The organism is Syntrophomonas wolfei subsp. wolfei str. Goettingen G311, assembly GCF_000014725.1.
In the GTDB taxonomy this organism is placed as follows: domain Bacteria; phylum Bacillota; class Syntrophomonadia; order Syntrophomonadales; family Syntrophomonadaceae; genus Syntrophomonas; species Syntrophomonas wolfei.
Genome location: NC_008346.1, coordinates 1,654,328 through 1,680,112, shown reverse-complemented (window position 1 = coordinate 1,680,112; position 25,785 = coordinate 1,654,328). Strand labels below are relative to the sequence as shown.

Genomic DNA, 25,785 nt, shown 5'->3' with positions numbered 1-25,785 from the left:
CTATACAATCATAGGCACCACCTCCTTTCAGCCTTGGGGCAATGTGGCAAGTAATTATGGTAGATTTCAAGATTTGTTTTTCTATAGAAAAAACCTATAATCATCTGCCACATTGCCCCAAGCAGTGTGATTATGTCAGCGGCGGGATGTCGGTGATGAGCCGATAGCCGATGAGCAGTGTGGTTTTTTCTCCACCCCTCTTGGGGCGCTTGCGGACTACCTCGGCAAAAGCCTGTAGACCCTGTTTAAAGTTTTTCATTCCCTCTGGGTAGGTGCCGTTCTCTTGGCACCATTCCTTATACCGGGCATAGACCCGTGCAGTCATGACCTCGGCGGTATCGTCCGCCACAAGGCTGTCCTCAAAGAACAGCGCCATCTTGTCACTATCGTGCTGATAGCGTTCTGTGGCATCTTTCACGGATTTCGGAAGGAACAGTCCCTCGGTCTGCAGCAGTCGGTATCCCTCAAGCAGCCAGTTGAGGATGGCGCTCTGGACATCTTCCTCGGCAAAACGGCGCTTCAGCGTGGTGTCACGGGAGTGTTCATCAAAATGCCTGTCGAAGGGTATAATGATAATTCGGTCACTGGAGAACAGGGTCATATCGTTGATGACCGGGAGGAAGTTGGCGTTGACATAGATTTTGAACTGCGGCTGAAAGTCAAAGCTGTTCTCATGGAGGTAGCGGGCATTGAGGGTATCATTGCCCGTCATGGCTTTGACCTTGGCGGCATCAAGCACCATGCCTTTTCCCGGCTCCGGGATATTTACAAAGCGAACACCTGCAAGCCGGGCCACATCCTCGCTCGGCTGTGAGCCGTTGGTGTAGCTTTTCATAGCGATGGTTTCCGGGCGGGAAGCGCAGCCATAATCCCCAAGCACCTTCAGTACGCTCTCGCACAGAGTGCCTTTGCCGTTGCGTGTGGTGACTCCGTAGAGGATGGTCATGCATTCATGGCGGGTGTCCCCGGTAAGGCCGTAACCGAGGATTTTCTGCAGGAACTTGGCTCTGTCGGCATCACCGCTCATGATTTCGTCAATGTAGCTGGCAAAGCGCCCGGAATAGGCCATTGGGTCATATACCACAGGACTTTTCTTCGTGAGAAGGTCGGTGCTACGATGTTCGGTAAACTCTCCGGTGTCGATATGAAGGGTGCCGTTCTTGCAGTTGAAGATGTAGATATCTGCATCAAAGCTGCCGTAGGATATGGGATGATGCACCTGTGCGTCCTTGAGGATATTGACCCGGTTGGAGTGGCTCTGCCAACGGCTGGCGTATTTCATGTAGGACTTGCGCTTATCCTCATCCTTGATTTCAAGGGCGAAGGTGTACATGAGGTTGGCAAGATCCATGCAATATTTCATGGCACAGAGGTTGCCCGTATCCGGCTGCCACACTCCGTTCGCATAGTGAAACCACATCTTCCGCTCCGGCACATAACGCAGTCGGTCTTGGAAGAAGTCTGCGAAGATGTGTCCGGCGCCAATGTCGTTCCACGGGTACTTGGAGGAGTCCATTGGGTCAAGTTCCTTCAGCCACTCCACACCGAAGTCCTCGGCGGCGGAGCGTGGGATGATAGGCTTGTAGTAGTCGGTCATACGGGACACCATCTTATTGATGACGGTGTTTCCGTAGCTGTCGACCCCACGGAGGCTATCCCATTTTTCACGCATCAAGCAGGACTGACGGAACAGCCTGTCCATCTGCGCCTTATCACCGCTGCACCAGAATGCCAGAATGGAAACCAGTGCGGCATCCGCTTCGCTTTGGCTCTTGTACCCGGTGATATCTCCATTCCACAGGCGGGTGAACTTCTCTCCGTTTTTGGAGGATGCCGCCTTAACGATGACTTCATCATCACTGAGGTAGCTTTCGCCGGGAGCAGCCACGGCGGGTGTGGGCGGTGTAGGGCGTTGCATATAGGTATCGAGCAGCCATGTGAGCGCCTCTGCCGTTTCTGCTACATCTGCGCCGTTGATGGTGTTCCCGGTCACGGTGAGGAATCTGTTGGTGTGGCCGGGGATGTAGACCTCGATGTTGCCCTTCTTGATGTAGTAGGTCTGGGTATCGTACTCAAAGCTGTCCGGTAGCAAAGCGAAGATGCGAATGCCTTCGCCAGAGGGACTGATTTCAATGTAGGTCACATTGAAGCGGTCTACGATTTCCTGCGCCCACGGGAGCAGCTTGCCTTCCTCCATGCAATGGTCGAGGTCGATGCCCACGATCCTGCCACAGACGCGGATGCCGATGCCGTCATAGCCTGTTGCGGATGCCGCAGTATCAAAGGCTACGAATGTGGTCGGGTCATCCACATTGGCTTTGCGTTTTGTGCCGGACATATACGGCACCTTGGTTTGGCTGCCGTCCCGCAGTTCGTATCTCCAGTTGCAGAACTGGCCGTTGTCCTTTAAGTACTGCGGTATTTTTTCAAATTGAACTTGCACTGTGTGTGCCTCCTTTCGTTTGTTGCTCCTTACACTTCCTAATGGAAACGAGAGGAGCGTTTCGGAAAAAATTGCGGAAAATATTTTGAGGAAATTTTCTCCCTTCACTTACTACCGGGAAATGCAACCCCTCTGCTTAATAGCCACGGGAGCAGTCAAAACTTGAGAGTCTTTAAAAAATTTCCCTTCCACTTACCACCGGACACGAGTTTGCCGTTTGGCCCCTAAATCGGAGAAATTTCTTCCCCTGTTCACTTGGGAGAAATGTCAAACCCCGGCGGGTGTAGCCTCTTCACTCACTACCGAGAAATTCAACCCCTCTGCCTATAAGCGAAAATCCCGTAGGAATCGAACCCCCTCCGTGTGATTTTTCTTCTCCGCATAGACCCATCTGTACAGGAATCCACATTTTGGCCGAAAGAATTTGAAATTTTCCCTCTTATCTTTCTAAGGGGATTCTCTTGGGCGTTTTCCGGAGCATTGAGAAAAAACTTAAGATTTCCTCTCCTCACTACCCTTTGGAGATGGTGGAGCCGTTTTGACGAAGGTTTTTGAAAAAATTTTCTTTACACCCACCACTGCGGATGAGAGATGCTGATTTACGAAGGTTTTGAAAATTTTTTCTCCTCAGTTAGCACTTGGTCAGCACAGGGCCGTTTTGACGAAGGTTTTTGAATTTTTTCTCTCTACACCCATCACTGTGGATTAGAATGCCGTTTGGAAAAAATCCAGAGAAGTTTTTTAAGATTTTTTCTTCCTCTACTACAAGCCGGAAAAGTCAACCCTCTGCTTTAACACTGGAGAAGGTTTGTGATTTTGAGCGGAAAAAGGCAAAAAATAAGCCGAAGCACCTTAACGGCACTCCGGCAGATTGCGGATACATTATAATTAGAAGAAATGTTACAAAGTTTTTCTGGGTGGGTAATTGAAAATTTCACTTTTGCGTGATATAATAGATGGTATAGGACAAGGAGGTCGAAACATGGCTGTTAGTTATAAGAAGTTACTGCATATGCTGATTGATAAAGATATGACCATTGCCGACCTGCAGAAGCAGGCTGGCTACAGTGCAAACATTTCCACCCGTCTGCGAAACGATACCTATATTTCGCTTGAGTCGGTGGAGAAGATTTGCCGGGTCTTGAATTGCAAGATGGATGAGATTATAGAATTTGTGCCGGAGGGCAAGAACGGAGGAAAAGATAATGCCTAACCTATCCCAAGTGAAGCGTGAGCGCATGATGGCGTTCTTGCAGAAAATCAAGGATGAGCATCGTGATGATGACGATATCCTTATCGCCCTCGGTGAAATCGAAAGTGAACTCAATGCCAAGAAGTATGGTTTAGTGTGGGAGCAGCACGAAGAGGCCGTGGATGTGATGATGCGCGACAACATCCCGGTATTTACTGAAGATATGGATAGAGAAATTACCGCCGCCGCAGGTGGGGTCTATAATTTTATCCTCGAAGGTGATAATCTGCACTCCCTCCGTCTACTTGAAAAGACCCACAAAGGCCGTATCGATGTTATCTATATCGATCCGCCGTACAATCGCGGCAAGGATGATTTTGTGTATGACGATGATTATGTAGGAACAGAAGACTCTTTCAAACATTCCAAGTGGCTTTCCTTTATGGAGAAAAGATTACGCATAGCTTATCAGTTGCTTTCCGAGGACGGCTTAATGTTTGTTTCCATCGACGATAATGAACAGGCTGCATTAAAAAATCTTATAGACGATATCTTTTCAGAAGATAATTTTATTATCGCCATGCCTCGTATTACAAAGAAGAGCGGTAAAACAACAGGTTCGTTTTCAAAAAATCACGATTATGTGCTTGTATATACCAAACAAAACAAAGATATCTTTGTGATGGAGGAACATATCGACCCCGCATTTTCCTATGAGGATGAATGGGTAGGTGAAAGAGGTAAATATAAACTGAACCAGACTCTCGATTATGACAGTTTATCCTATAGCGCCAGTTTGGATTACCCTCTTACAGTCGATGGCGAAACATTTTATCCCGGAGGAGATAAAGCGCTGTGGGAAGAGCGTCAGCGAGGCAATCACAGACGGGCTGACTGGGCATGGCGCTGGAATCCCAAACTTTTTGAATTTGGCTATAATAACGGCTTTGTTGTTATTAAACGGAAACCGGATGGATCGGCTCGCATATACACAAAAACCTATCTAAACGCAAAGATACAGAAAGATGGGAATGGAGGCTATTACATTGAGTATACAAAGCGCACGAAGCCGTTAAGTTCAATAGGGCTTGTCGATAATATGTATTCTAATGATAACGCAAAAAAGGATTTAGCAGAGTTCGGTCTCGGTGATGAATTTGAATACTCCAAACCTGTAGAGCTGATAAAGCGGCTTATTAAAAACCATTATAACAAGAATGGCATTATTTTGGATTTCTTTGCAGGAAGCGGAACAACAGCACAGGCTGTTTTGGAATTGAATGTCGAAGATGGTGGGCACAGGCAATTTATTCTCTGTACCAATAATCAAAATAACATTTGCGAAAAAATCACTTATAAGCGTTGCCGAGATGTCATTACCACATACGATTTTGAAAAAAGTGTCCGCACAATGCTACTTGAACGAAAAATCAAGGTGAGCGATCTCGGAAAGCCTGATATTCCTGACGAAATCAAGGCAGTCAAAGCAGAATACAAGGATGCATATAGTAAATTTGCTACTGAAATCAGTGATTCTTATTTGTATGTATACGGAATTACTGTGTTTGAAAAAATGCATGGTATTCCCGCTAACCTAAAATATTATCGCACCGATTTCGTTTCAAAGGATGAGGAGTATCTCTCCGATGCACTTCTGGAGCATATTGCGGAAATGGTGCAGCTTGAACATGGCGTGAAGATTGATGGCAGCCGCTATCTCATTGTGATGGACGATGATGAGGCTGATGCGCTTCTGGCCCATTGGGAGGACTACCCGGATGTACAGGCTCTGTATGTGTCCCGAAATGTACTGTTCACAACGGAGCAGAACGCTCTGCTTGCCGGAACAGAAATTCATATTATCCCGGATTACTATTTTAATTTTGAACTGAAGGAGGTAGGCGAAACATGGTAAACGGCATTGCAATCGACCTGTTCGATTTCCAAGAAAAAGCGGTCATTAAGCTGCTCGATATCGTATCCGATAGCCGTAGCAAGCAGACTGTGACCATCAAATCGCCTACAGGCTCCGGCAAGACCATTATGCTGATTGACTTCATTGAGGAATATCTCACGAAAGTCAACAGCCAGACTGCCTTCATCTGGCTTTGCCCCGGTAAGGGTGATCTGGAGGAACAGAGCCGCCAGAAGATGCGCAAATTTGCTCCCCACCGCCACACGCAGAATCTCTTTGATGCACTGCAGGCGGGATTCGATACGGAAAGCACCACCTTTATCAATTGGGAGTTGGTAACGAAAAAAGGCAACACCGCCATCCGTGACAGTGAGCGCAAAAACCTTTTTGACCGCATTGCGGATGCACACCGGGCCGGAACGGAATTCATCGTGATTATCGATGAGGAGCATTCCAATAATACGGCAAAGGCCAAGAGCATTATTGATGCTTTCTCCGCCCGGAATATCATTCGTGTCAGCGCCACTGCCGTGGAAAATAAGCGTTATGAGTATTTTGAGATAGACGAGGTTGATGTTATCGGAGCGGGCCTTATCACAAAGGCACTCTATGTCAACGAGGGTCTCACGGACGGCATGGAGGTCGCAGACGATTATGATGCTCTGCTCGACCTTGCCGATGCGAAGCGCAAGAGCATCGCTGCCCGGTACAAAGAACTCGGCAAAGGGACCCGTCCGCTCGTGCTGATTCAGTTCCCCAACGGACAGCCGGAAACCATCCGTGCCGTTGAGCGCAAACTGGAGAGCATGGGCTACACCTACGATAATGGTATGGTGAGCATTTGGATGAGTGAGGACAAGCGTGATCTGCCGGAAAACCTCACCGACAACGATGCTACACCCGTGTTCCTACTTATGAAACAGGCCATCAGCACTGGCTGGGACTGCCCTCGCGCAAAAATACTCGTTAAGCTGCGTGAAGGCATGAGCGAGAGTTTTGAAATCCAGACCATTGGTCGTATCCGCCGTATGCCGGAGGCAAAGCACTACGAGGATGACCTTCTGGACTTCTGCTTCGTGTACACCTTCGATGAAAAATATAAGGCTGGGCTGCTTTCCGAGGTGGACAAGGCATACGAGACCCGCAGACTGTTCCTCAAGGATAAGTGCAAGACCTTCACTCTGGAAAAGCAAATCCGTGACCTCGATTTTGATGGTCTGGGTGAGCGTGAGGTGCTGATAAAAATCCACGAGGCTCTTGTGAAAAAATATAAACTCGGCAGCGATAAGAAAATGAACAAGATGCTGCTCCAAGATGCCGGGTACATCTTTGGTGCCGAAATCCACGGACAGGCTCTGCAGGGGCAGTTCGTCCGTACCTCTTCCGTTGCCGAAGGCCATAACTATATTACCACTCACAAGCGTGTGGATACCCATAAGCACGGTATCTATCTCATGCACAGCGTGGACGCTATCAAATCCGCTATCGGTATGGCCCAGAACAAAGTAAAAACCATTCTGGAGCGCCTATTCCGTAAAGGCGGCAATCCGACAAGAAAGCTGATTGCATTGGAAACTGCCGAATTCTACGCTTTTGTTATCAATAATCAGCACAAACTGAAAGAGGAATTCCGTGAGGTTACGGCGCAGATGGCGCAGCAGATGAGTTTGTATCTCCATCCGAAGACCAGTGTGTTCCGTATCCCGGAGCAGGATTTCTTCAAGTATGACCCCGGCGTTAAGAGCGAGGTCGAATATCTCTCCAACGCCTATCATGAATACACCTCCGGCTTTGCCACAAGTCTTGTTCGCAGCACCTGCGAAATGCTGTTTGAGCAATATAGCGAAGGCAGGGATGATATCGAGTGGGTCTACAAAAACGGCGATACCGGGCAACAGTACTTCTCCATCGTATATGTGGACGGCATCCAGAAGCAGTGGCTTTTCTATGCTGACTACATCGTGAAGAAGAAGGACGGCACCATTTGGGTCATCGAGACCAAAGGCGGCGAAAGCCACGGGGCCAATAAAAACATCGATGCACAGATTGAAAATAAATTCAATGCATTTAAGGCGTATGCTGCCGATAAGGGTCTGCATTGGGGATTTGTGCGAGACAAAGACAATCAGCTTTATATCAATAATACAGAATTTGCCATCGATATGGCAGATGAACATTGGGTGCCATTAGCGCAGGAATTTTAGTTCCATATAAAACCTGCAGGCTTGAGACCACACCGGGATTTTCCTCGATGTGGTCTTTTTTTGTCTGTGCGAGGGTGACTCATGGAGCCGGAAATAATGCGGTTTCGGCCCCATTTGCCATAAATATCGAGAAAGGAGGATTTTTCATTATGAGCAGAGAGGAGGTTTTTCCAATGGCGCATTTACGGGCATTCAGCTACAAAACTAACGGAGGCTACTGATTATGGCGAGAAAATTAGATGCGGAGCGTATCGAACAGGCTCGTCATCAATCACAGAAAACTGACCGCCGGGAGCAGGAAAAACAGCACATCCGGGAGACCATCGAAAGGAACAGAAAAGGCGAACGCAAGGTTACCGTCATCATGCCGGAGCGAAAGGAATATGCGTACCAATATGCCGCAAAAGTCCGTGTGGCGGCATATTGTCGTGTCAGCACCGCTGAAGAGGCACAGGCTGGCAGCTTTGAGATGCAGGTGCAGCATTTCACGTCCGAAATAGAAAGCAATCCCATGTATGAGATGGTGAAAATCTATACGGACGAGGGCATATCCGGCACTTCGGTCGATAAGCGCAAAGGCTTTCTGGAGATGATCGAGGATGCAAAAGCGGGTAAAATTGACCTCATTCTTACGAAGAGTATCAGTCGCTTCGGCAGAAACATTGTCGATATACTGACCACACTGCGTGAGCTGAGTGACCTCCCGTCTCCTGTGGCGGTCAATTTCGAGTCGGAGGGTATCAATACCAGTGACGGCAAAAACAGGCTGATAATCTCCATCCTGTCGGCTCTGGCTGAATTGGAGAGTCAGCAGAAAAGCATCGCCATCAAGGAAGGTATCCGCTACCGAATGCAGGAGGGACTGTACAAGTTCACTGTTCGGAACACCATTGGCTATTACCGAGACTACACGGGCCGGGTAAAAATCGAGCCTGCGGAGGCGGAAATAGTCCACTACATTTACGACAGCTTCGTGGAGGGCGCATCGGTGTAGGAAATCGCTGATGCCCTTACGAAGCAAGGAATTCGCTCTCCCAAGGGAATGGAGAGATGGAATTCAAGCACAATCCGTAGCATCCTCAAGAACGAGAAATACTGCGGAGATGTCCTGTATCAGAAAACATACACGAAGGACTACCTTACCCATAAATCCGTGAAAAACCGGGATGTGCTGCCACAGTATCACTGGGAGAATGACCACCCGGCAATCATCAAGCGTGAGCAGTGGGATAAGGTACAGGTACTCCTTGCTGCCAAGCAGGGCCGGGGCCACAGGCAGATTGGTGAAATCAAGAAGAAATTCACCGTTGCCCGTGTGAAAACTGGTGTGCTGCGTGGCTATTTCCTTCTGGATGCGAACTGGACAAAGGACGAAAGAGAACAATTCATAAAAATCATTGAGAGCGTCAATGACCTCGAAAACGAGTAGACGCAGAAAGGACAATTACTATGGCTATCAATTTTAAGGAAATCAATCTGTCTGTTATCGACATCACCACCAACGCTGCCCCGGACATCTTCATCAACCAGAAGGGCATCACCTTCACCAAGCGTGTTCTGGAGGATTTGAACTACCCGCAGAATGTGCAATACTGCATGGATGCGGAGAAGAAGGTCTTTGCCATCCGTGTTTGCAAGAGCAACGAGGCCAAAGCTACGGCATTCTCCAAGCCTCGTGGGGAGCAGACGGCAACGCTGTCCTGCAACAACAAGAATATCCACGATGTGATTACCCACATGATTCCCGGCTACGATTCCACCAAGCGTTACAAGGTGAGTGGTTATTTGGATGCGGAGAGCCGTGTCCTGTACTTTGATATGACCGAGGCGGAGGTTTCTATGTTCCGAGCGTCCGATAAGGCCGAGTAAATAAGGACGGCCACACCCAATGACAGCTTGTTTGCGGGTGTGGCTTTTTTACGCAGAAAAAGACCACACTCAAGGTTTTACCCTTTGGTGTGGTCTTTACTCTTGTGTCCGCCCGAAGAGAATCGGTCAAAAATTAGTTTTTTACGCTAATCCCTAACCGCAACTCCCTTTTTTGGGTGTTTGTATACCCTGACAAAATACTTGTATTTTTATGTAGAAATATATGATAAGATGTAAGTAATAACGCACGGAAAATCCAGGACTAATGCCTTAGTTTATCCAGAAAACAACTGAGGGTAAAAGAGCACCAAATTATCAGTTTCTAATGTTTAATAAAGCTTACTGGGCGGTGATAAATTGTCGAATAAAGACGAATTTATTAAAAACCTTTCTTCTGAAGATGAAAGGGAAAGAGCGTTTGCGGTAGAAGACATTGTTTATGAGGGAATACCGGAAGCTATTGACTTGCTGGTAGCACAGCTGGAAATAGAATCCTCTCAATTTGTCCGCGAAGTAATCATTAGAAATCTTCGGATCCTGTCAAGTTCAGAACTGGTAGAAAAGACCATCCCTCTTTTGCATAGTGATGATGCCTTCATTCGCAATGCGGTCATTGAGATACTTTCGGAGCAGGATGAACTGGCAATTTCCTACATAGAACCTTTGCTGGATAATCCGGATAAAGATATCAGAAAATTTGCCGTTGATATCCTTTTTCAGCTGCAGAGTACTCACTCGGCTGCAGTTATCGCCCGGGGCCTGGATGATCCGGATATTAATATTAAAATAACCGCGGCAGAATACTTGGGAAGATTAGAGGCCAGGGCTCATATTGCTGGCATTAATCGGCTTTTTCTTAACAGTAGGAATTTACTTTTACGCTGTACCTGTTTAGAGACTATGGCCATACTGGGCGATGAGGAATCTGCCCGTCTGGTTGCCGAGTTTTATCCTCAACCTGAGCAAATAAATGAACTGGAGTTGTATTCATATTTAAAATACTTGGCTCGGCAGGGAAAGGAAGAGTACCTTCCTTTTGTTTTTTCACTAATGAAAAGTAAAGGGAAATTAATGGCCAAAGAGATAATCAACACTATTGAGGGTATACTGCGGCGAAGTGGTGCTGTTTATTTACCTGCGGGGATGGTGGAGGATCTAGCCCTTTATATTGCCAGTGACATCAATGTAATCAACAAATATGAATTGCTGGTTTTCCTGGGTCATTTTAAAAACTCCGAAATTGGGCCGTTGCTGGCCAGTTATGCCTGTTCTGCTGAAAAACTCTTGTGTCTGGGTGCGGTTGAGGGCTTGGGATTTTTAGGCGATCCGGAGCAACTCCCTTTGTTGCTGGAACTTAAGAAGCAGATTGGAGACGATGAATTATTGGAGGCCGTTGGAAAAGCGATTATACAACTGGCCCCGGTGAGGTGATGCATATGGACTTATCTACGGAAGATTTTATTGCTATTAGAAATTTGATTTATGAGCGCACCGGAATGCATTTCGGAGAAAACAAGATTTACTATTTCAAAAAACGGCTGCAAAAAAGAATGGAAATAAACCAGCTGCAAAAAGTAAGCGAATATATTAAACATTTGAAGTTTTACGATAGGGATAATCGTGAATTTCAGGAACTAATTAACCTCATTACCATAAATGAAACCTATTTTTTTCGGGAATTCAGCCAATTAGAAATATTTGCTGAAGTCTGTTTACCCGAAGTATTAGAGAAAAAGCGAGCCAAAAGCGACCCAAACCTGCGTATATTCTCCGCTGCTTGTTCTTCCGGTGAGGAACCTTATACCCTGGCTATTATCCTTAAAGAAATGCTGGAAGACTTCCACAATTGGAATGTAGTGGTAAAAGGAGCAGACATCGATGAAAATGTAATAAAACAAGCGCAGCGTGGAATATATGATAGCCGTTCGGTAAAAGATGTTCCTCCCCCCTACCTGGAAAAATACTTTTCGAATCCTTCCCCAGGTAGGTTTATGGTAAATCCGGAAATTAGGAATATGGTGGTTCTGGAACAATTAAACCTTATGGAACGCCGGGCTTTACGCAATGAGCGATATTATGATTTTATTTTTTGCCGAAACATGTTGATTTATTTTGATGAATACTCCCGCAAACAATTGGTAGAAAAGTTCTATGCCATGCTCAACAAGGGTGGATATATATTTTTGGGACATGCCGAATCTCTTAGCCGTATCTCTACGGCTTTTAAAATTAAACGAATGAATGGTCATCTTATGTACCAGGCTTGAGGAGGGATATAGTGGCAAAGAAGAGGATAATAGTAGTAGATGATTCCGAGATGATTCGCAACTTCCACTGTTATATCTTAAAAACGGCAGGGTTTCAAGTAATGAGTGCAGTGGATGGGGCTGACGCCCTGGAAAAAATATACAGCAGCGAAGAACCGATTGATATGGTGGTAACAGATATTAATATGCCCAATATGGATGGTTATACCTTCATTGAGCGTTTGCGCGAAGACGAGCAGTATGAAGAGATTCCCATCATTATTATTTCAACGGAAGATGAACTGAAGGACATGGAAAGAGGTTATGAGGCGGGGGCCAATATCTACATTGTCAAGCCCACTGAGCCTGAAGTTATGGTAGAAAATGTACGGATGTTGATGGAGTAATAACAGGAATTAGCCAGTATTGATTATGTTGGTAAAACTTGAATTTTGGTTCAGCGAGTGGTTTGTGGAAAGGCAGGCTGGAATCGGATGAAATACGTCTTTGACCCTGATGATTTGGAGATATTGCAGGGAATCGTAGAGGAATCAAGTGAACACCTGAACGGGATTGAAGAGGGCATACTGAAGTTGGAAGCTGAATTTGATTCCGAACAACTGGACGCAGTATTCCGAGCTATGCACTCGGTTAAGGGTGTAGCTGCATTTCTGGATTTAATCCCCATCAAAGACACCGCCCATTCCCTGGAGTCTTTTATGACCGATATGAAAAAAGGTCTGTATCCGGTTACTTCGGAGATAACCGATATCCTTCTTAAGGGAGTGGATATTCTCCAATTACAAATTCGGCAATTGGGGGAGCATGTCAAGAAACTGGAGGCCAATCCTCCCCGGGAAAAATTTGAACTGCTAATAAAAGAGCATGGTTTTCAAGAATTTATTCAGGAAGCTGAAGTTCTAAGAAATAATACATTGGAGAACCGGGAAAGCGCTCAGGAGGAGAGCTGTGACTCTGAAATCCAGGTGGAATGTGAATTGCCGGAATCGGTCGCCAATGTTATGAAAATAGAGATTTCGTCTTTTCGTGAACAACTCCTGCAGGATTTTTTTGAGGAAACCGGCGAACACCTGGATACTATTGAAAAGAATTGTGTGGAATTGGAAAAACAGCCCGAAGATTTGGAACGCTTGAATGCCATCTTGCGTGGCTTTCATAGTATAAAGGGTGCGGCAGGGGTAATAAACAGCATGCAGGAAGAAGAAACCCCTGATGACCCCTTTGAGAAGATAAAATCTTTAAGCCATGCCGCCGAAAGCTTGCTACAAACTTTTCGCAACCAACAAGCCCCCCTTTCTTCCCCGGTGATAGATCTTATCCTGGAAACAGTAGATAGGACAGCTGCGCTCAGCCAAATGGTTCAAGGTATAGAAAGCGAAGATTTGCCTATCGAGGACCTGCTAAGCCGGATCAATGCCCTGAGTGAGGCGGATAAGGAAGCGAATCAATCCATTATTTCGGGTCCGGTCGAGAGTATACCCCGGCAGCTCAAGGCCTTTGTCAATATAACGAATCAAGCCCTGGAGTCCATGGAAAGCATTATTAGTTCTGCCCGGGAGGATACACCTATCAGCCGTAAGAGGGTTAAACAGTACCTGCGGGCACTAAATAGTATTGCTTCCTCCAGTCGATACCTGGAATATGAGGATATATTTGAGCTTATTGCTTCCCATACCCAGTATCTTAACGACCTGATCCCTGGGGAAGACCTGGTAAATCCGGGGCTTATTAAAGAATTGAAGAGCCATCATGGGCAAATAAAAAAGCTCTTGGGAGATAAGGTAGCCGATATTAAGGATTTGCTAAGCAATGTACCCCTGGAATATGGAGAAAAGAGAATCGGAGAAATCCTGGTGGCCCAGCAAAAACTCAGCCAGGAGGAGCTAAACGAGGCGTTAGCCCAGCAGAAAAAAATCGGTGAAATCCTGGTCGATAGTGGTAAGGTAGAACCCGAGGATGTGGAACGGGCTTTACTGGAGCAGCAGTTGGCCCGGGAAAAAAGCAAGGAAGTCCCCGAACCGGCCCGAGCTTCAAGTGATATAGGGGGACAGTCCATCCGGGTTAGCCAGGATAAAATGAATCGCCTGATGAATATGATCGGAGAACTTTTAATTTCCAAAAACCGGGTTTTCCACCTGGCCAGTAAAATTGGACTGGAGTACCAATTACCGGGACTGGCCCGGGAAGTGAAGGATATTGCTGCTGAAGTAGCCAGGATATCCGATGAGCTGCAGGATGCTATAATGTCGGCCCGCATGGTTCCGCTTAGAATCTTGTTCCAACGCTATCCCCGGACTATTAGAGATATCTCCCGCAAAGCCGGAAAAAGCGTGGATCTGGTGGTGCTGGGAGAAGAAACGGAACTGGATAAAACGGTAATTGAAGCCATCAATGACCCCTTAGTACATATGTTGCGCAATGCTGTTGACCATGGAATTGAAGCTCCAGATAAGCGGGAAGCCCAGGGCAAGCCTCGCCAGGGTAAGATATATTTGAAAGCTCGTTACCAGGGCAACAGTGTAATAATTGAGATTTCCGATGACGGTAAAGGTATGAATCCTGAGGAGATCAAGCTCAAGGCTCTGGGTAAGGGCTTGATAAGACCGGAACAGATTGAAAGCATGAGTAATGAAGAGGCCTACCAGCTTATTTTTCTACCTGGTTTCAGTACCCGCGAGGAAGTTAGTGAGCTTTCCGGTCGGGGGGTAGGCATGGATGTGGTCAAAAACAATATTGAGCAGGTCGGGGGAACGGTGACCATGTCCAGCCAGTTAAACCAGGGCACGAATTTCTTGCTTAGAATACCCCTTTCCATGTCCATTATTCGGGGTCTGATGGTAAAAATGGGTTCGCAAAGTTTTATTCTCCCGCTAGATAGCATTGAAGAAACCGTGAAACTACCCGCCAATAAGATTAGAAGCTACAAAAAAATCAAAATAGCTGATATACGGGATGAAATCGTTCATCTCATCTACCTTAAAGATTTGCTGAGTTTAAAAGAGGATTTTGCTGCTCCGGTAATTACTTTCGATATGCGGATTCCAATTGTAGTTATTAATTATGATGGCAACAGGTTTGGACTGGTTGTAGATTCTTTTCAGCACGAACAGGAATTTGTAGTAAAAACGCTGGCAGAGGAGCTAGCGGCCTTAAAGCTCTATACTGGTGCTACTATAATGGGCGATGGCAGTGTGGTTTTAATTCTGAATCCTGGACAGCTTTACCAGCTATTCCTGTTGCTTGACTATGGAGGATAGATAATGACGACAACTATTGCTCTGGCCAACCGCAAGGGCGGAAGCGGCAAGACCACCAGCACATTGAATATTGCGGATGGACTGGCCCGAAAGGGCTACCGGGTTCTAGTAATAGATGCCGATTCCCAGGCCCAGGCCACAACCGGATCTGGGATTCTGCCCCACCAGCTGGATATGAGCATTTATCAACTTCTTCACCTGGCAGCCAAAAATGAACTCTCCAAGGACTCCATCCATAATACTATTATCCAGGAAGCCAAAAGTTTCGATCTTATTCCTTCCCAGGCTGACTTATCGGCCCTGGAAATCGAATTGAGTTCAGTAGTAGGGCGAGAATCCCTAATGCGTAGTCTATTAATGGAATTGGAAAAGGATTACGACTTTATTATAATAGATCTGCCCCCTTCGTTGGGCTTAATAACCGTTAATGGATTAACTGCATCCGATTGGCTCTTAATACCAATAGAATTAAGCTTCTTGTCCATGGACGGCCTGGCGCAAATGATGGGGGTGCTCTATCGCGTAAATGCCCAGCTTAATCCGGCATTGAGGCTTCTGGGGATTCTGCCGGTGAAGTGTGATTTGCGAACCAACCTGGCGCGTAGTGTAAAGGAAGAAGTGGAAAATAACTTTGGCTTGGAGCGGCTTCTTCCCCTGGTCAGGAACGATATTAAATTGGCTGAAGCTCCCAGCTTTGGCAAGAGTATTTTTGAATATGCCCCCGGCTGTCGTGGAGCTATGGATTACCTGCAAGTGGTGGAAACTATTATAGCCAGGAGTGTAAGAACATGAGCAGAATGAAAAACTTAGGCATGGGCCTGGAACTGCTCCTGAGCTCAAGCGAACCCAGGCAGGAGGGGGAAGAACAGGCCATAAGGGATGCCGAATCACTATTTAAAAAAGCTCTTAATGAAGATGAAAATGGACAGCAGTTTGAAGCTTATTATTATTACCGGCAGGTTATAGACTGCCTGGAACCTTTCTTGTCCCTTAAGCAGGAAGCGGCTAAAGATCTTTTGTCTCAGGCCTGTAACAATACTGCGGTTATTCTTTTTGAAAACGGGGCAATTAAGGAGGCTCAGGCCTATTTGGAAAAAGGCTTGGAGGCCAACCCCCGGAATCAGGTAGCCCGGGAGAATTTGCAGGCCATGGATAGTGATTTTAAAGATAATGGATAATATAACTTTGCTGTCATTGCAAAAAGTTATAAATATGCATTAGCGTGCATAAATATACCGCTCAGCTACATTAAAAGCGACCGAAGGGTGTGTAGGGAACGACCCCCGTGTCGTTCCGAATCGGGCTTTTAGTGACTAGCATAATTAATTTACCAGGACTTTCTAAGCTAATTGTAAAAGGGGGAGAAGTTTTTGATAGTGGGGATTGACCTGGGAACCACCAACTCGCTGGTAGCTTTTATAAACCGGGAGGGTAAAGCGGAGATCATTATAAATGAAAGAGGAGGCCGCCTAACCCCATCGGTAATTTATTTTAAAAATGAGCAGGAGGTTCTGGTGGGAGAAGTGGCCCGCAACCAGGCTTTGCTTAAAGCCGGGCAAACGATTAGCTCGATTAAAAGACATATGGGATCAGATTTTCAGGCGGAGATCTCGGGCCGGACTTATTCCCCCGTTGAGATTTCCGCTTTAATTTTGCGCAAATTAAGCGACTATGCAAAAGAATACCTGGGTCAGGAAATAGAAGCCGCAGTGGTAACTGTACCGGCCTATTTCAATGATAACCAAAGGCAGGCTACCTATATGGCTGGTGAGTTGGCCGGGCTTAAAATATTGCAGCTTCTTAACGAACCCACGGCGGCAGCTCTGGCCTATGCTTCAGAACAAGCGGAAAAGGAACATATTCTGGTTTTGGATATTGGTGGAGGAACCTTTGATATAACCCTTATGGAATATGAGAAAGGGCTTTGCCGGGTAAAAGCTACCGGAGGTTCCAGCAGCCTGGGTGGCATGGATTTTGACCAGCGCCTGGCCGAACATATAGTACAGAGTTTTCAGGAAGCAAACGAGATAGACCTGCGTAATGATATGGTGGCTATGCAGCAAATCTATATTAATGTGGAAAAGGCCAAACTGGACCTCTCTACGGTAAAAGAATGCTCAGTTTTGATTCCTTACATAAGTATGGGTATGGCTGGCCCCTTGCATATTAACCAGCTCTTGCAACGGGAGCAATTCAATTACCTCTGCCGTGATTTGTACCAGGAGATCAAGGAACTGATTGGGCAGACCCTGGAGCGGGCCGAGGTAGATGAAAAATGGATAGATGTAGTGGTTTTCGCGGGTGGCGCCTCCCGGATGCCGGGATTTAGAGAGTTAGTAGCAGAGATCTTCCCGACAGCAGCTATAAGGACAGAGATTAATCCGGATGAAGTGGTAGCCTTGGGGGCGGCCTTGAAGGCCGGTATGCTTTCCGGCCAGGTCAAGGATGTAAAGCTCTTCGATGTTACCAGCCATACCCTGGGCATAGAAGATCACGAGGGGGAATTCATCCCTCTTATTGCCGCCAATACCCCTTATCCAACCGTAGAATCCAAGCTGTTTACCACGGTTGAAGACAAGCAGGAGGAGGTGATTATTCACATATTGCAACGGGATGAAATGAGTGATGTTGATGGTAGTGAGGATTATATTTCCCTGGGTAAGTTTCATTTATCCGGTATCAGGAAAGCGGCGGTTGGCGAAGCCAATATTGATGTAACTTTTGCAATTGATCGTAATGGTATATTACATGTATCGGCTATGGATATCGATACTGGTATACAAAATGAAATTGAGATAAATGGGGTAGGATATCTTTCTAAACAGCAGCAGCTTTTTCGCAGGGGTAAAAACCTGAAGGTTATATAAAATCTTTTAAGGAGGGTTAATTAAATGGCAAAAAAACTGGCAAAACCGGCAAGTACTATGACAGAAAAAACGGGAATAGCGGTTAAACAAGAAAACGGCGATGAGATTACCAAGAAGAGGGAAATAGCCAGGAAAATGGCTCAGGAAAAAGCCCGGGCCCGCACCCTGGCCAAGCAGCAGGCTATGGCGGAAAGGATCGCATCAGCTTCGGAACAACTGGTAGCAGGAATTGAAGAGTCTAACGCGGCTGGTCAGGAATTTACCCGTCTGGTGGAAGTGGTAGCTGCCAACGGGGAGAAGATGGGCAGTAGTGCGGAACAGATGCGGGTAGCCAGTGTGCAGCTCAACCGCTCCGCTGTCGACTTGAACCAGCAGTTGCAGAAGCTGTACCAGGCTGCTTTGAATGGCAATGTCGGGGCCAGGGAAGCCATCAAGGCTATGCAGGCTATGCAGAGCCAACTTAAGGAAGCCGGGGACAAAAATCAGCAATCAGCCCGGAGAATTGAAGAATTAGAACAGCAGTCCCGGCAGATCGGAGAAATAGTCCAGGCGGTGGTTATGATAGCGGATCAGACCAACCTGCTGGCCTTGAACGCCGCCATTGAGGCCGCCCGGGCCGGTGAACATGGCCGGGGTTTTGCTGTGGTGGCTGATGAAGTGCGCAACCTGGCTGAGACCTCAGAACGCTCCGCTCGCGATATCCGTGGGGTGGTGGAAGAGATTCGGGCTGGGGTCGAAGCGGTAGTAGAGGACATTAACAAAACGGTGCAGGACTTTGATGAGATGCAGAAGGATTTGCAGGATAGTGTTGATGGTTTTGAAAAAATGGGACAGCTTTTCGGCCAGTATAACGAGCATATTGATAATGAAGTAAAGAATTCAGACTTGCTGGCACAGAATGCCAATGAATTCCTGGCGGGCAGTGAAAACATCGCTTCGGCTAATGAGGAAGCGGTCAGTGGAACCCAGGAAATCGCCAAAGCGGTAGTGGAGCAAAGCAAAGCCCTGGCAGAAGTCAATGTAGCCAGCCAGGAGCTCAGCGAAATGGCGGAGGATTTGAAGACCTCCACCAATATCAACAAATCGGCGGAAGAAGTAGCGGCTACGGCCGAACAATTATCAGCCAACATTGAAGAACTGAGCACCTCGGCAACGCAAATTGCCAGTTCTTTAATGCAGCTGGCGGAAGCGGTCCGTTCGATTAATGAGGAAACTCATAAGGCGGTTTCCCTGGGTGTAGACTGCGGGAAAGCTACGGAAGAAATAGTAGCGGTAGCGGCTATTGCTGGTGAAGTAATTGAAGAAGTTAGCCAGACCCTGGAGCATAATCGCGCTCTGGCCCGGGCGGTGTGGGCCCGGGTACGCAGTTGCATCGAATCTTACCAGGGAACCAATAGCGCAGTGGAGGAACTGCAGGAGAAAATCCGCCGGATTGAAAAAATTGTGGACACCATTGAAAATGTTTCCATTCAGACCAATATGCTGGCCGTAAACGGTTTTGTAGAAGCGGCCACCGCCGGGGAGCACGGCCGGGGATTTTCCGTAGTGGCCGGCGATATAAGGAACCTGGCTAGCGAGTCGGCGGAAAATGCGGATAAGATTAAGGACCTGGTAAGGGATATTCAAATGCAGATGGGTAAAGTAATCGGGGAAATATTACAGTCGGAAAGCTCCACCCATAAAGCCGATGAGATGGCGGGAGAAGCGGCTCAGAAAAACCAGGTTGTTACTAATACCCTGGGAGAAATCGATGTGGCTCAAAAAGCTTCCTTGGTAATTGTGGAAGAGATTAAGAAGGCAGTGGCGGAAAACGAACGGGAAAGTCATGAGGTAGCTGAAGTTATGGAACAAGTCAAAGTACAGGTTGAAGATGCTTCCCGCGTGGCCGATGAACAGGCCAAAGCTATTGACGAACTGGCCAATTCTATAGAAGAAATCGCCTCTATCGCCGATGAAATGCAGGCTAATTAAGAAGGAGGACGCAAAATAAGAAGCGGGAGGGATCGGGATGAGTGTTGAAAGCGTTTTCTCCTCAGGTGAAATGCAACTGGTTACCTTTGCTTTAGGTGAAGAGACTTTTGGTATAGATATTATGAATGTGCAGGAAATAATCCGTATTCCTTCGATTACGGTAGTACCTCAGGCGGCTGCCTATGTGGAAGGGGTTACCAACCTTCGGGGGCACATCCTGCCGGTAATCGATACCCGGGCCAAGTTTGGCCTGCAGAAAAAAGAAAGAGAAGTATCCAGCCGCGTTATCGTAGTGGATGTAAACGGTAAAACCGTGGGCCTCAGTGTGGACTCAGTTTCCGAAGTTCTGCGGGTGGATACCGAGCGAATTGAAGCTGCTCCAGCGACGATAACCGGGGTGGATAGCAGTTCCATAAGCGGGGTGGTCAAGCTTAACGACCAGAAAAAGCTGGCCATGATTCTGGATGTGGCCAGTGTTTGCAGTATGGAAAAGTCAAGCGCTGCAGAGGGTGCAGGTTTTAGAAAAGGAGTAGAGCAAGCCCGGAAAAAAGAGGAAAAGGCATTGGATGAAGTACAGCTGGTTTCTTTTCTCTTGGGAAATGAAGAATTCGGCCTGGAAATCGAAAGGGTACGCGAGATAATTCGCTACCCGGAAATCGTCAAGGTACCCAATGTTGCTCCCTATATCAAAGGATTAATTTCTTTGCGGGATACCTTGATGCCCATAATCGACCTGCGGGTCAAGCTAAATATGGGCAGTGAAGAAAACACCATCAGCACCCGGGTGGTAGTGGCTGATTTGGAAGGGGTCATGGTAGGACTTATTGTGGACAAGGTATTTGAGGTTACCCGGGTACCCCAGGATACCATTTTTCCTCCTCCGCAGGCTTTAAGCGGAGAAACCGGGGAGAGATTAAAGGGTATTGCTCGTTTGGAGGAAGGGAAGCGCATCATAATGCTGATGGATTTGCAGGATATCATCAGCAGTGAAGAGCTTCAGGAAATTGAGCAATTCGAGTCAAAGCAGGATATCGAAGAAGAAACTCTGGAACAGGAACTACAAGAAGATGAGGAACAGATGGTGGTTTTTCGCCTGGCCGGGGAACAATTCGGGGTGCGCATAACCCAGGTGCAGGAAATCAATCGTCTTTCCAAGATTACCAAAGTCCCCCGCGCGCCGGAATATGTAGAAGGGGTAGTAAATCTCCGGGGAGAAGTAATTCCGGTAATTGACTTGAGAAAGCGCTTTGCCATGGGACATAAGGATTACACCGAGTTTACCCGGATTATTGTCAGCGACATTAACAAGAAAAAAGTGGGTCTCATCGTGGATGAAGTCCTGGAGGTATTGAGGGTGTCTCACCAGCTGCTGGAGGAAGCCCCCGAGATTCTGCAGGATAAAGAGGTGCAGCGTTTTATGGATGGCATAGCCAACCTGGATAAAAGGATGATAATGCTGCTTAATCTGGAAAACATCCTCCTGGAGAAGGAGTGGAAGAAAATATCCCAAATCGGGCAAAACGAAGCCCCGGTCTCCAAAAGGGCTGCTCCTAAATTAAAAAAACAGGGTAAAGGAAAACAATCCAATGATTAAGGTATTGATTGCCGATGACTCTGCGTTAATGCGTAAAATGCTCAAGCAAATATTAGAATCCGATCCGGAAATCCAGGTGGTGGGAGCGGCCCGGGATGGCGAGGATGTTGTGATTAAAGCCCGCGAATATCGTCCGGATGTCGTTACCATGGATGTTAATATGCCTAAACAGGATGGGATAACTGCTCTGCAGTATATTGTAAACGAAGAAATATGTCCGGTGCTTATGGTTTCCTCCCTTACTCAGGAGGGAGCCATGACTACTTTTGAAGCACTGGAACTGGGCGCGTTTGATTTTGTAGGTAAACCCGGGGGGACGGTTTCCAGTTCCAGCGATATGAAAAAGGTCGCGGCCGAGATTATCAATAAGATTAGAGCTGCCGCTCAGTTGAAGAACCGTGTGGTTAAAAGAGAAAGATTGGCCCGGGGGCAGCGCCAACCGGTTGTAAAGAAAAAAGCTCCCCCCCGACCGGGTCGGGAAGTTACCAAAGCAGTAGCCATGGGCATATCCACTGGTGGACCGAAAATGATATATGAAGTAGTTCCGTTGATTCCACCGGATATCAATGCCGCTCTTTTTCTGGTTCAACACATGCCCCCTAACTTTACTCCCGCCTATGTCAAAAGGCTTAATGAGGCCTGTCAGATAGAGGTTATTGAGGCCCGGGCCGGGATTAAGGTGGAGCCGGGTGTATTATATGTGGGCAGTGGAGGCCGCCACTTGAACCTGGTAAAAAATACCGCTGGTGATGTAATAATTAGGCTTAGTTCCAAACCGGACCATCTTTTCATCCCTTCAGTCAGCGTAATGATGGAATCAGTTTTGAAGGTTTTTAGCAATAGAACCATAGGAGTTTTGATGACCGGGATGGGTAATGATGGTGCTGATAGCATGGTTAATATCAGGCAGGCAGGGGGCATTACCATTGCTGAATCCGAAGAAAGCGCCATCGTCTTTGGTATGCCCGGAGATGCCATCAAGAGAGGCGGAGCGGAAATAGTAGTTCCCATCTGGAATATAGCTCGTGAAATCATACGGGCGGTAAACCGCTAAAACTACTTTAAAATTGGAGGTGGAACAGGATGAAGGGTATTAGAGCGGACGGAACTCCCATAAAAGTGATGGCGGTAGATGATTCCCCTATTTCACGCAAAATGATAAAAAAAGCCCTGGAACCGGAAGGTTTTTTAATAGTAGGAGAAGCAGGCAATGGTAAAGAAGCAGTGGAAAGCTACCCGCAGTTTCAGCCCGACATTATAACCATGGATGTAACTATGCCCATAATGGACGGTTTGGATGCTGCCAGTATGATAAAAGGCATCAATCCCCAACAAAAGATTATAATGCTTAGCGCTATGGGTGATGATGACATAATAAATGAGGCAAAATCCCGAGGAATCAATGATGTCTGCTGCAAGCCTTTTAAGGCGGAAGAACTTTTGGAGAAGATTCTCAAAGTATTGGAGAATTGAGGTGATTGAATGGCTACCAATCATATAGTACCATTTGTCAGGGCCAGTGTAAGCATTTTCCGGGATATGCTGGATTTGGAGGTTAGGAGCGGAGAAACTGAAGAGGAAGGAGACTCCTTTGTTTCCCGAGGTTTCACGGTTATTATTGGTTTTACCGGGGGATGGAAGGGACGATTTTTTCTGGATATGGGCGGCGAAACCGCGATGCATGTTGCCTCAACCCTTACCGGAGAAAGTTACAGTACTTTTGCTGAGGAAGAAGTGTTGCTCTCCGGAGCTGAGCTGGGCAATATTATTAGCGGCAATGCCATTACCGATATTAACAACAACAACCCCGGCTTAAACCTGCGCCTTACTCCTCCCAGCGTTTTTACCGGGGAGGGTTTGACTATGTTTAATGTGCGGCTTAGTTCTTGTTCCGTACTTCTGCAGACCGATGCCGGACCCGTCAAAATCAATGTGGCAGTGGAGGAGGGGAATAAATAAGGATGGATATCAAATACATAAACCCTTTTATAAACGGACTGCTAAATGTTTGCAGTATGCTGGGTATGCAAGAACTAAAAAGAACCGGATTGAGTAAAAGGGAAAAACTTCAGACCGAGCATGATGTTAATGTAATAATTGGTCTCGTGGGTGGTTTGAAAGGAAATGTGGTCTTGTCTATGCATGAAGCTACAGCGTGCCATATAGCCTCCACTATGATGGGGGGTATGCCGGTTCCCCAGTTTGATTTAATGCCTAAGAGCGCCATCTGTGAACTGGCTAATATGGTTGCCGGCAACAGTGTTAGCAATCTTCAGGAGATCGGCAGCCTGGTAGATATAACGCCGCCTACCCTTATAAGCGGGAAGAACATGGTTTCCATGATCAGCCTGGTGGAGACACTGGTGATTCAGTTTATCGGGGCAGAAGGCAGCTTCGATCTTAATATTGCGTTGGAATAGCAGGCTTACCCCTCACTTTTTCTCATTAGGTTCTTATACCCAGGTACTAGCAATTATGAAATTAGAGTGAGGGGTAAAGAATTTTCTAATTACCACAAAATCTGTATCAAGAGAGCTATTGATAGAATAATAAAGCCCACCCACCAGATTTTCCAGAATGTTTTCCATGCTTTAGAGTTTCTCATAGTCCACCCTTTCTTCTCAACTTTGCCAGTATTTCCGATCCAGACTGCGGTATTGCAGGGCTTCAGCAATATGTTCCAGCTTAATATCGTCTGATTGTTCCAGGTCGGCAATAGTTCGGGCTACTTTGAGGATGCGGTCGTAGGCTCGGGCGCTCATACTAAGCCGGTCGAAAGCATTTTTTAAAAGCTGTTCTGATTCTTCATCCAGACGGCAGAACTTTTTAACATCAGTTGGTCTCATCTGCGAATTCAGCGTGATCTTATAGCGTTTAAAGCGCTTTTTTTGTTTTTTCCGGGCTGCGGTAATTTTATCCCGCATACTGGCGGAGCTTTCTCCGTTCGCCCTATCCCGAAGTTGCTCATATTTGACTCGAGGAACCTCCACATGCAAATCCATCCGGTCGAGCAGGGGACCGCTTACCCTTCCCAGATAGCGTTGTATCTGCAGTGGAGTACAACGGCACTCCATTTCGGAGCCGAAATTCCCACAAGGACATGGGTTCATGGAAGCAACCAAGCCGAAATCGGCAGGATAGCTAAAGGTAGCCTGGGAGCGGGCTACAGTCACTACTTTATCTTCCAGGGGTTGGCGCAAGGCTTCCAGTACATCACGGCTGAATTCGGGTAATTCGTCCAGGAAAAGCACTCCGTTATGGGCCAGGCTGATTTCCCCTGGTCGAGGAATACGCCCCCCACCAACGATGCTGGCACTGGAAGCATTCTTATGTGGGGCCCGGAAAGGGCGGTTAAAAATTAGGGGTTGTTCCGAGCTTAGAAGGCCAGCTACCGAATAAATCCGAGTCGTTTGTAATATCTCTTCCCGGCTCATTTCCGGCATTATCCCCGGAACCCGGCGAGCCAGCATGGTCTTTCCCCCACCGGGCGGACCGATTAAAAGGATGTTATGTAATCCGGCCGCTGCTACCATTAAAGCTCTTTTAGCGGTTTCTTGACCCTTAACATCGGCAAAGTCGGGAATGCTACCCAGGGATGAAGCAGATAAATACTCTGTGGGAGCTACGACCGGCAATTCCAATCTATTCTGTAAATAGCAACAAACCTCGGACAGATTGCCGGCGGCCAGAGAGCTTACTTCACTTACCAGTCCGGCTTCCTGGCTGTTGGCTTGTGGTATGATGAAATGTGAATCGGGTTCCCTTTCCAGCAGTTCGAGGGCCATCGGCAGTATTCCTGGAATGGGGCGCAAGGCACCATCCAAAGAAAGTTCAGCGGCAAAATAATGCGTCTTGTTCTGGCAAATTTCCAATTGCTCAGAAGCAGCCAATATCCCCAGGGCAATAGCCAAATCAAAGTGACTGCCTTCCTTTTTAAAATTAGCCGGTGCCAGGTTAATTATTATTTTGCGGTTGGGAAACTTGTAGCCGGAGTTCTTGATGGCTGAACGAACCCGCTCACGGGATTCCTTAACCGAGGTCTGAGCCAGGCCGACAATTTCAAAACTGGGCAGTGCTCCACTCTGAATATCTACTTCAACTTTTACTGATTTGGCATCTATACCAGCTGTTACTAAAGTATAAAAACTGGCCAGCATTTTTATCCCAACTTTCCTATTATGTAATTTTTCGTCAAGATGGGGTAAA

The 25,785-nt window shown here is 47.0% G+C and carries 21 protein-coding genes; 19 read left to right on the top strand and 2 right to left on the bottom strand.

The annotated features are described in order from the left end of the window. Positions 1–130 precede the first annotated feature (130 nt). Complete coding sequence (locus SWOL_RS07570) at positions 131–2,443, bottom strand: phage/plasmid primase, P4 family (protein WP_011640869.1); 2,313 nt, start codon at positions 2,441–2,443, stop codon at positions 131–133. A 982-nt stretch (positions 2,444–3,425) separates the two neighbouring features. Between SWOL_RS07570 and SWOL_RS07560 the strand changes: the two genes are divergently transcribed. The 19 genes from SWOL_RS07560 to SWOL_RS07475 all read left to right on the top strand — a co-directional run bounded on the left by SWOL_RS07560 (position 3,426) and on the right by SWOL_RS07475 (position 23,999). Then, positions 3,426–3,656, top strand: a complete 231-nt coding sequence (locus SWOL_RS07560) for a helix-turn-helix domain-containing protein (protein WP_041427469.1) — start codon at positions 3,426–3,428, stop codon at positions 3,654–3,656. Positions 3,657–3,666: 10 nt separating this feature from the next. Next, positions 3,667–5,550: a site-specific DNA-methyltransferase gene (locus SWOL_RS07555; RefSeq protein WP_207635275.1), complete on the top strand. Its 1,884-nt coding sequence runs from the start codon at positions 3,667–3,669 to the stop codon at positions 5,548–5,550. Further along, positions 5,544–7,754: a DEAD/DEAH box helicase gene (locus SWOL_RS07550; RefSeq protein WP_011640866.1), complete on the top strand. Its 2,211-nt coding sequence runs from the start codon at positions 5,544–5,546 to the stop codon at positions 7,752–7,754. Before SWOL_RS07555 ends, SWOL_RS07550 begins: the two co-directional genes overlap by 7 nt. A gap of 223 nt (positions 7,755–7,977) precedes the next feature. Further along, positions 7,978–8,748 carry a recombinase family protein gene (locus SWOL_RS14910; RefSeq protein ID WP_242649312.1) on the top strand — a complete coding sequence of 257 codons (771 nt, stop codon included), beginning with the start codon at positions 7,978–7,980 and terminating at the stop codon, positions 8,746–8,748. A gap of 3 nt (positions 8,749–8,751) precedes the next feature. Further along, a complete protein-coding gene (locus tag SWOL_RS14905; RefSeq protein WP_278078288.1) occupies positions 8,752–9,183 on the top strand; it encodes a recombinase family protein in 432 nt (143 codons plus the stop codon). A gap of 20 nt (positions 9,184–9,203) precedes the next feature. Beyond that, on the top strand, positions 9,204–9,623 hold the full coding sequence (locus SWOL_RS07540) for a hypothetical protein (RefSeq protein WP_011640865.1): 420 nt from the start codon (positions 9,204–9,206) through the stop codon (positions 9,621–9,623). Between the two features lie 357 nt (positions 9,624–9,980). Then, entirely contained in the window at positions 9,981–11,054 is a 1,074-nt protein-coding gene (locus SWOL_RS07535) for a HEAT repeat domain-containing protein (protein ID WP_011640864.1), read from the top strand. A gap of 5 nt (positions 11,055–11,059) precedes the next feature. After that, positions 11,060–11,890: a CheR family methyltransferase gene (locus tag SWOL_RS07530; RefSeq protein WP_011640863.1), complete on the top strand. Its 831-nt coding sequence runs from the start codon at positions 11,060–11,062 to the stop codon at positions 11,888–11,890. A gap of 11 nt (positions 11,891–11,901) precedes the next feature. After that, positions 11,902–12,276: a response regulator gene (locus SWOL_RS07525; RefSeq protein ID WP_011640862.1), complete on the top strand. Its 375-nt coding sequence runs from the start codon at positions 11,902–11,904 to the stop codon at positions 12,274–12,276. An 87-nt stretch (positions 12,277–12,363) separates the two neighbouring features. Beyond that, entirely contained in the window at positions 12,364–15,147 is a 2,784-nt protein-coding gene (locus SWOL_RS07520) for a chemotaxis protein CheA (protein WP_011640861.1), read from the top strand. A gap of 3 nt (positions 15,148–15,150) precedes the next feature. Beyond that, positions 15,151–15,939 carry a ParA family protein gene (locus SWOL_RS07515; protein WP_011640860.1) on the top strand — a complete coding sequence of 263 codons (789 nt, stop codon included), beginning with the start codon at positions 15,151–15,153 and terminating at the stop codon, positions 15,937–15,939. Beyond that, on the top strand, positions 15,936–16,325 hold the full coding sequence (locus tag SWOL_RS07510; protein ID WP_011640859.1) for a hypothetical protein: 390 nt from the start codon (positions 15,936–15,938) through the stop codon (positions 16,323–16,325). The genes SWOL_RS07515 and SWOL_RS07510 overlap by 4 nt, the downstream gene beginning before the upstream one ends. Positions 16,326–16,523: 198 nt before the next feature. Next, complete coding sequence (locus SWOL_RS07505; protein ID WP_242649395.1) at positions 16,524–18,014, top strand: Hsp70 family protein; 1,491 nt, start codon at positions 16,524–16,526, stop codon at positions 18,012–18,014. A gap of 24 nt (positions 18,015–18,038) precedes the next feature. Then, a complete protein-coding gene (locus SWOL_RS07500) occupies positions 18,039–19,985 on the top strand; it encodes a methyl-accepting chemotaxis protein (RefSeq protein ID WP_011640857.1) in 1,947 nt (648 codons plus the stop codon). A gap of 37 nt (positions 19,986–20,022) precedes the next feature. After that, entirely contained in the window at positions 20,023–21,579 is a 1,557-nt protein-coding gene (locus tag SWOL_RS07495) for a chemotaxis protein CheW (RefSeq protein WP_011640856.1), read from the top strand. Further along, entirely contained in the window at positions 21,572–22,633 is a 1,062-nt protein-coding gene (locus SWOL_RS07490) for a protein-glutamate methylesterase/protein-glutamine glutaminase (protein WP_011640855.1), read from the top strand. The genes SWOL_RS07495 and SWOL_RS07490 overlap by 8 nt, the downstream gene beginning before the upstream one ends. Before the next feature lie 29 nt (positions 22,634–22,662). Further along, positions 22,663–23,052 carry a response regulator gene (locus tag SWOL_RS07485; protein ID WP_011640854.1) on the top strand — a complete coding sequence of 130 codons (390 nt, stop codon included), beginning with the start codon at positions 22,663–22,665 and terminating at the stop codon, positions 23,050–23,052. A gap of 9 nt (positions 23,053–23,061) precedes the next feature. Beyond that, on the top strand, positions 23,062–23,538 hold the full coding sequence (locus SWOL_RS07480; protein ID WP_011640853.1) for a chemotaxis protein CheX: 477 nt from the start codon (positions 23,062–23,064) through the stop codon (positions 23,536–23,538). A gap of 2 nt (positions 23,539–23,540) precedes the next feature. After that, positions 23,541–23,999, top strand: a complete 459-nt coding sequence (locus SWOL_RS07475) for a chemotaxis protein CheX (protein ID WP_011640852.1) — start codon at positions 23,541–23,543, stop codon at positions 23,997–23,999. Between the two features lie 201 nt (positions 24,000–24,200). Here SWOL_RS07475 and SWOL_RS07470 read toward each other — a convergent pair whose 3' ends face one another. Beyond that, the gene (locus tag SWOL_RS07470; RefSeq protein WP_011640851.1) at positions 24,201–25,736 is read right to left on the bottom strand and encodes a YifB family Mg chelatase-like AAA ATPase; all 1,536 of its coding nucleotides are present in this window, start codon (positions 25,734–25,736) and stop codon (positions 24,201–24,203) included. Positions 25,737–25,785: the final 49 nt, after the last annotated feature.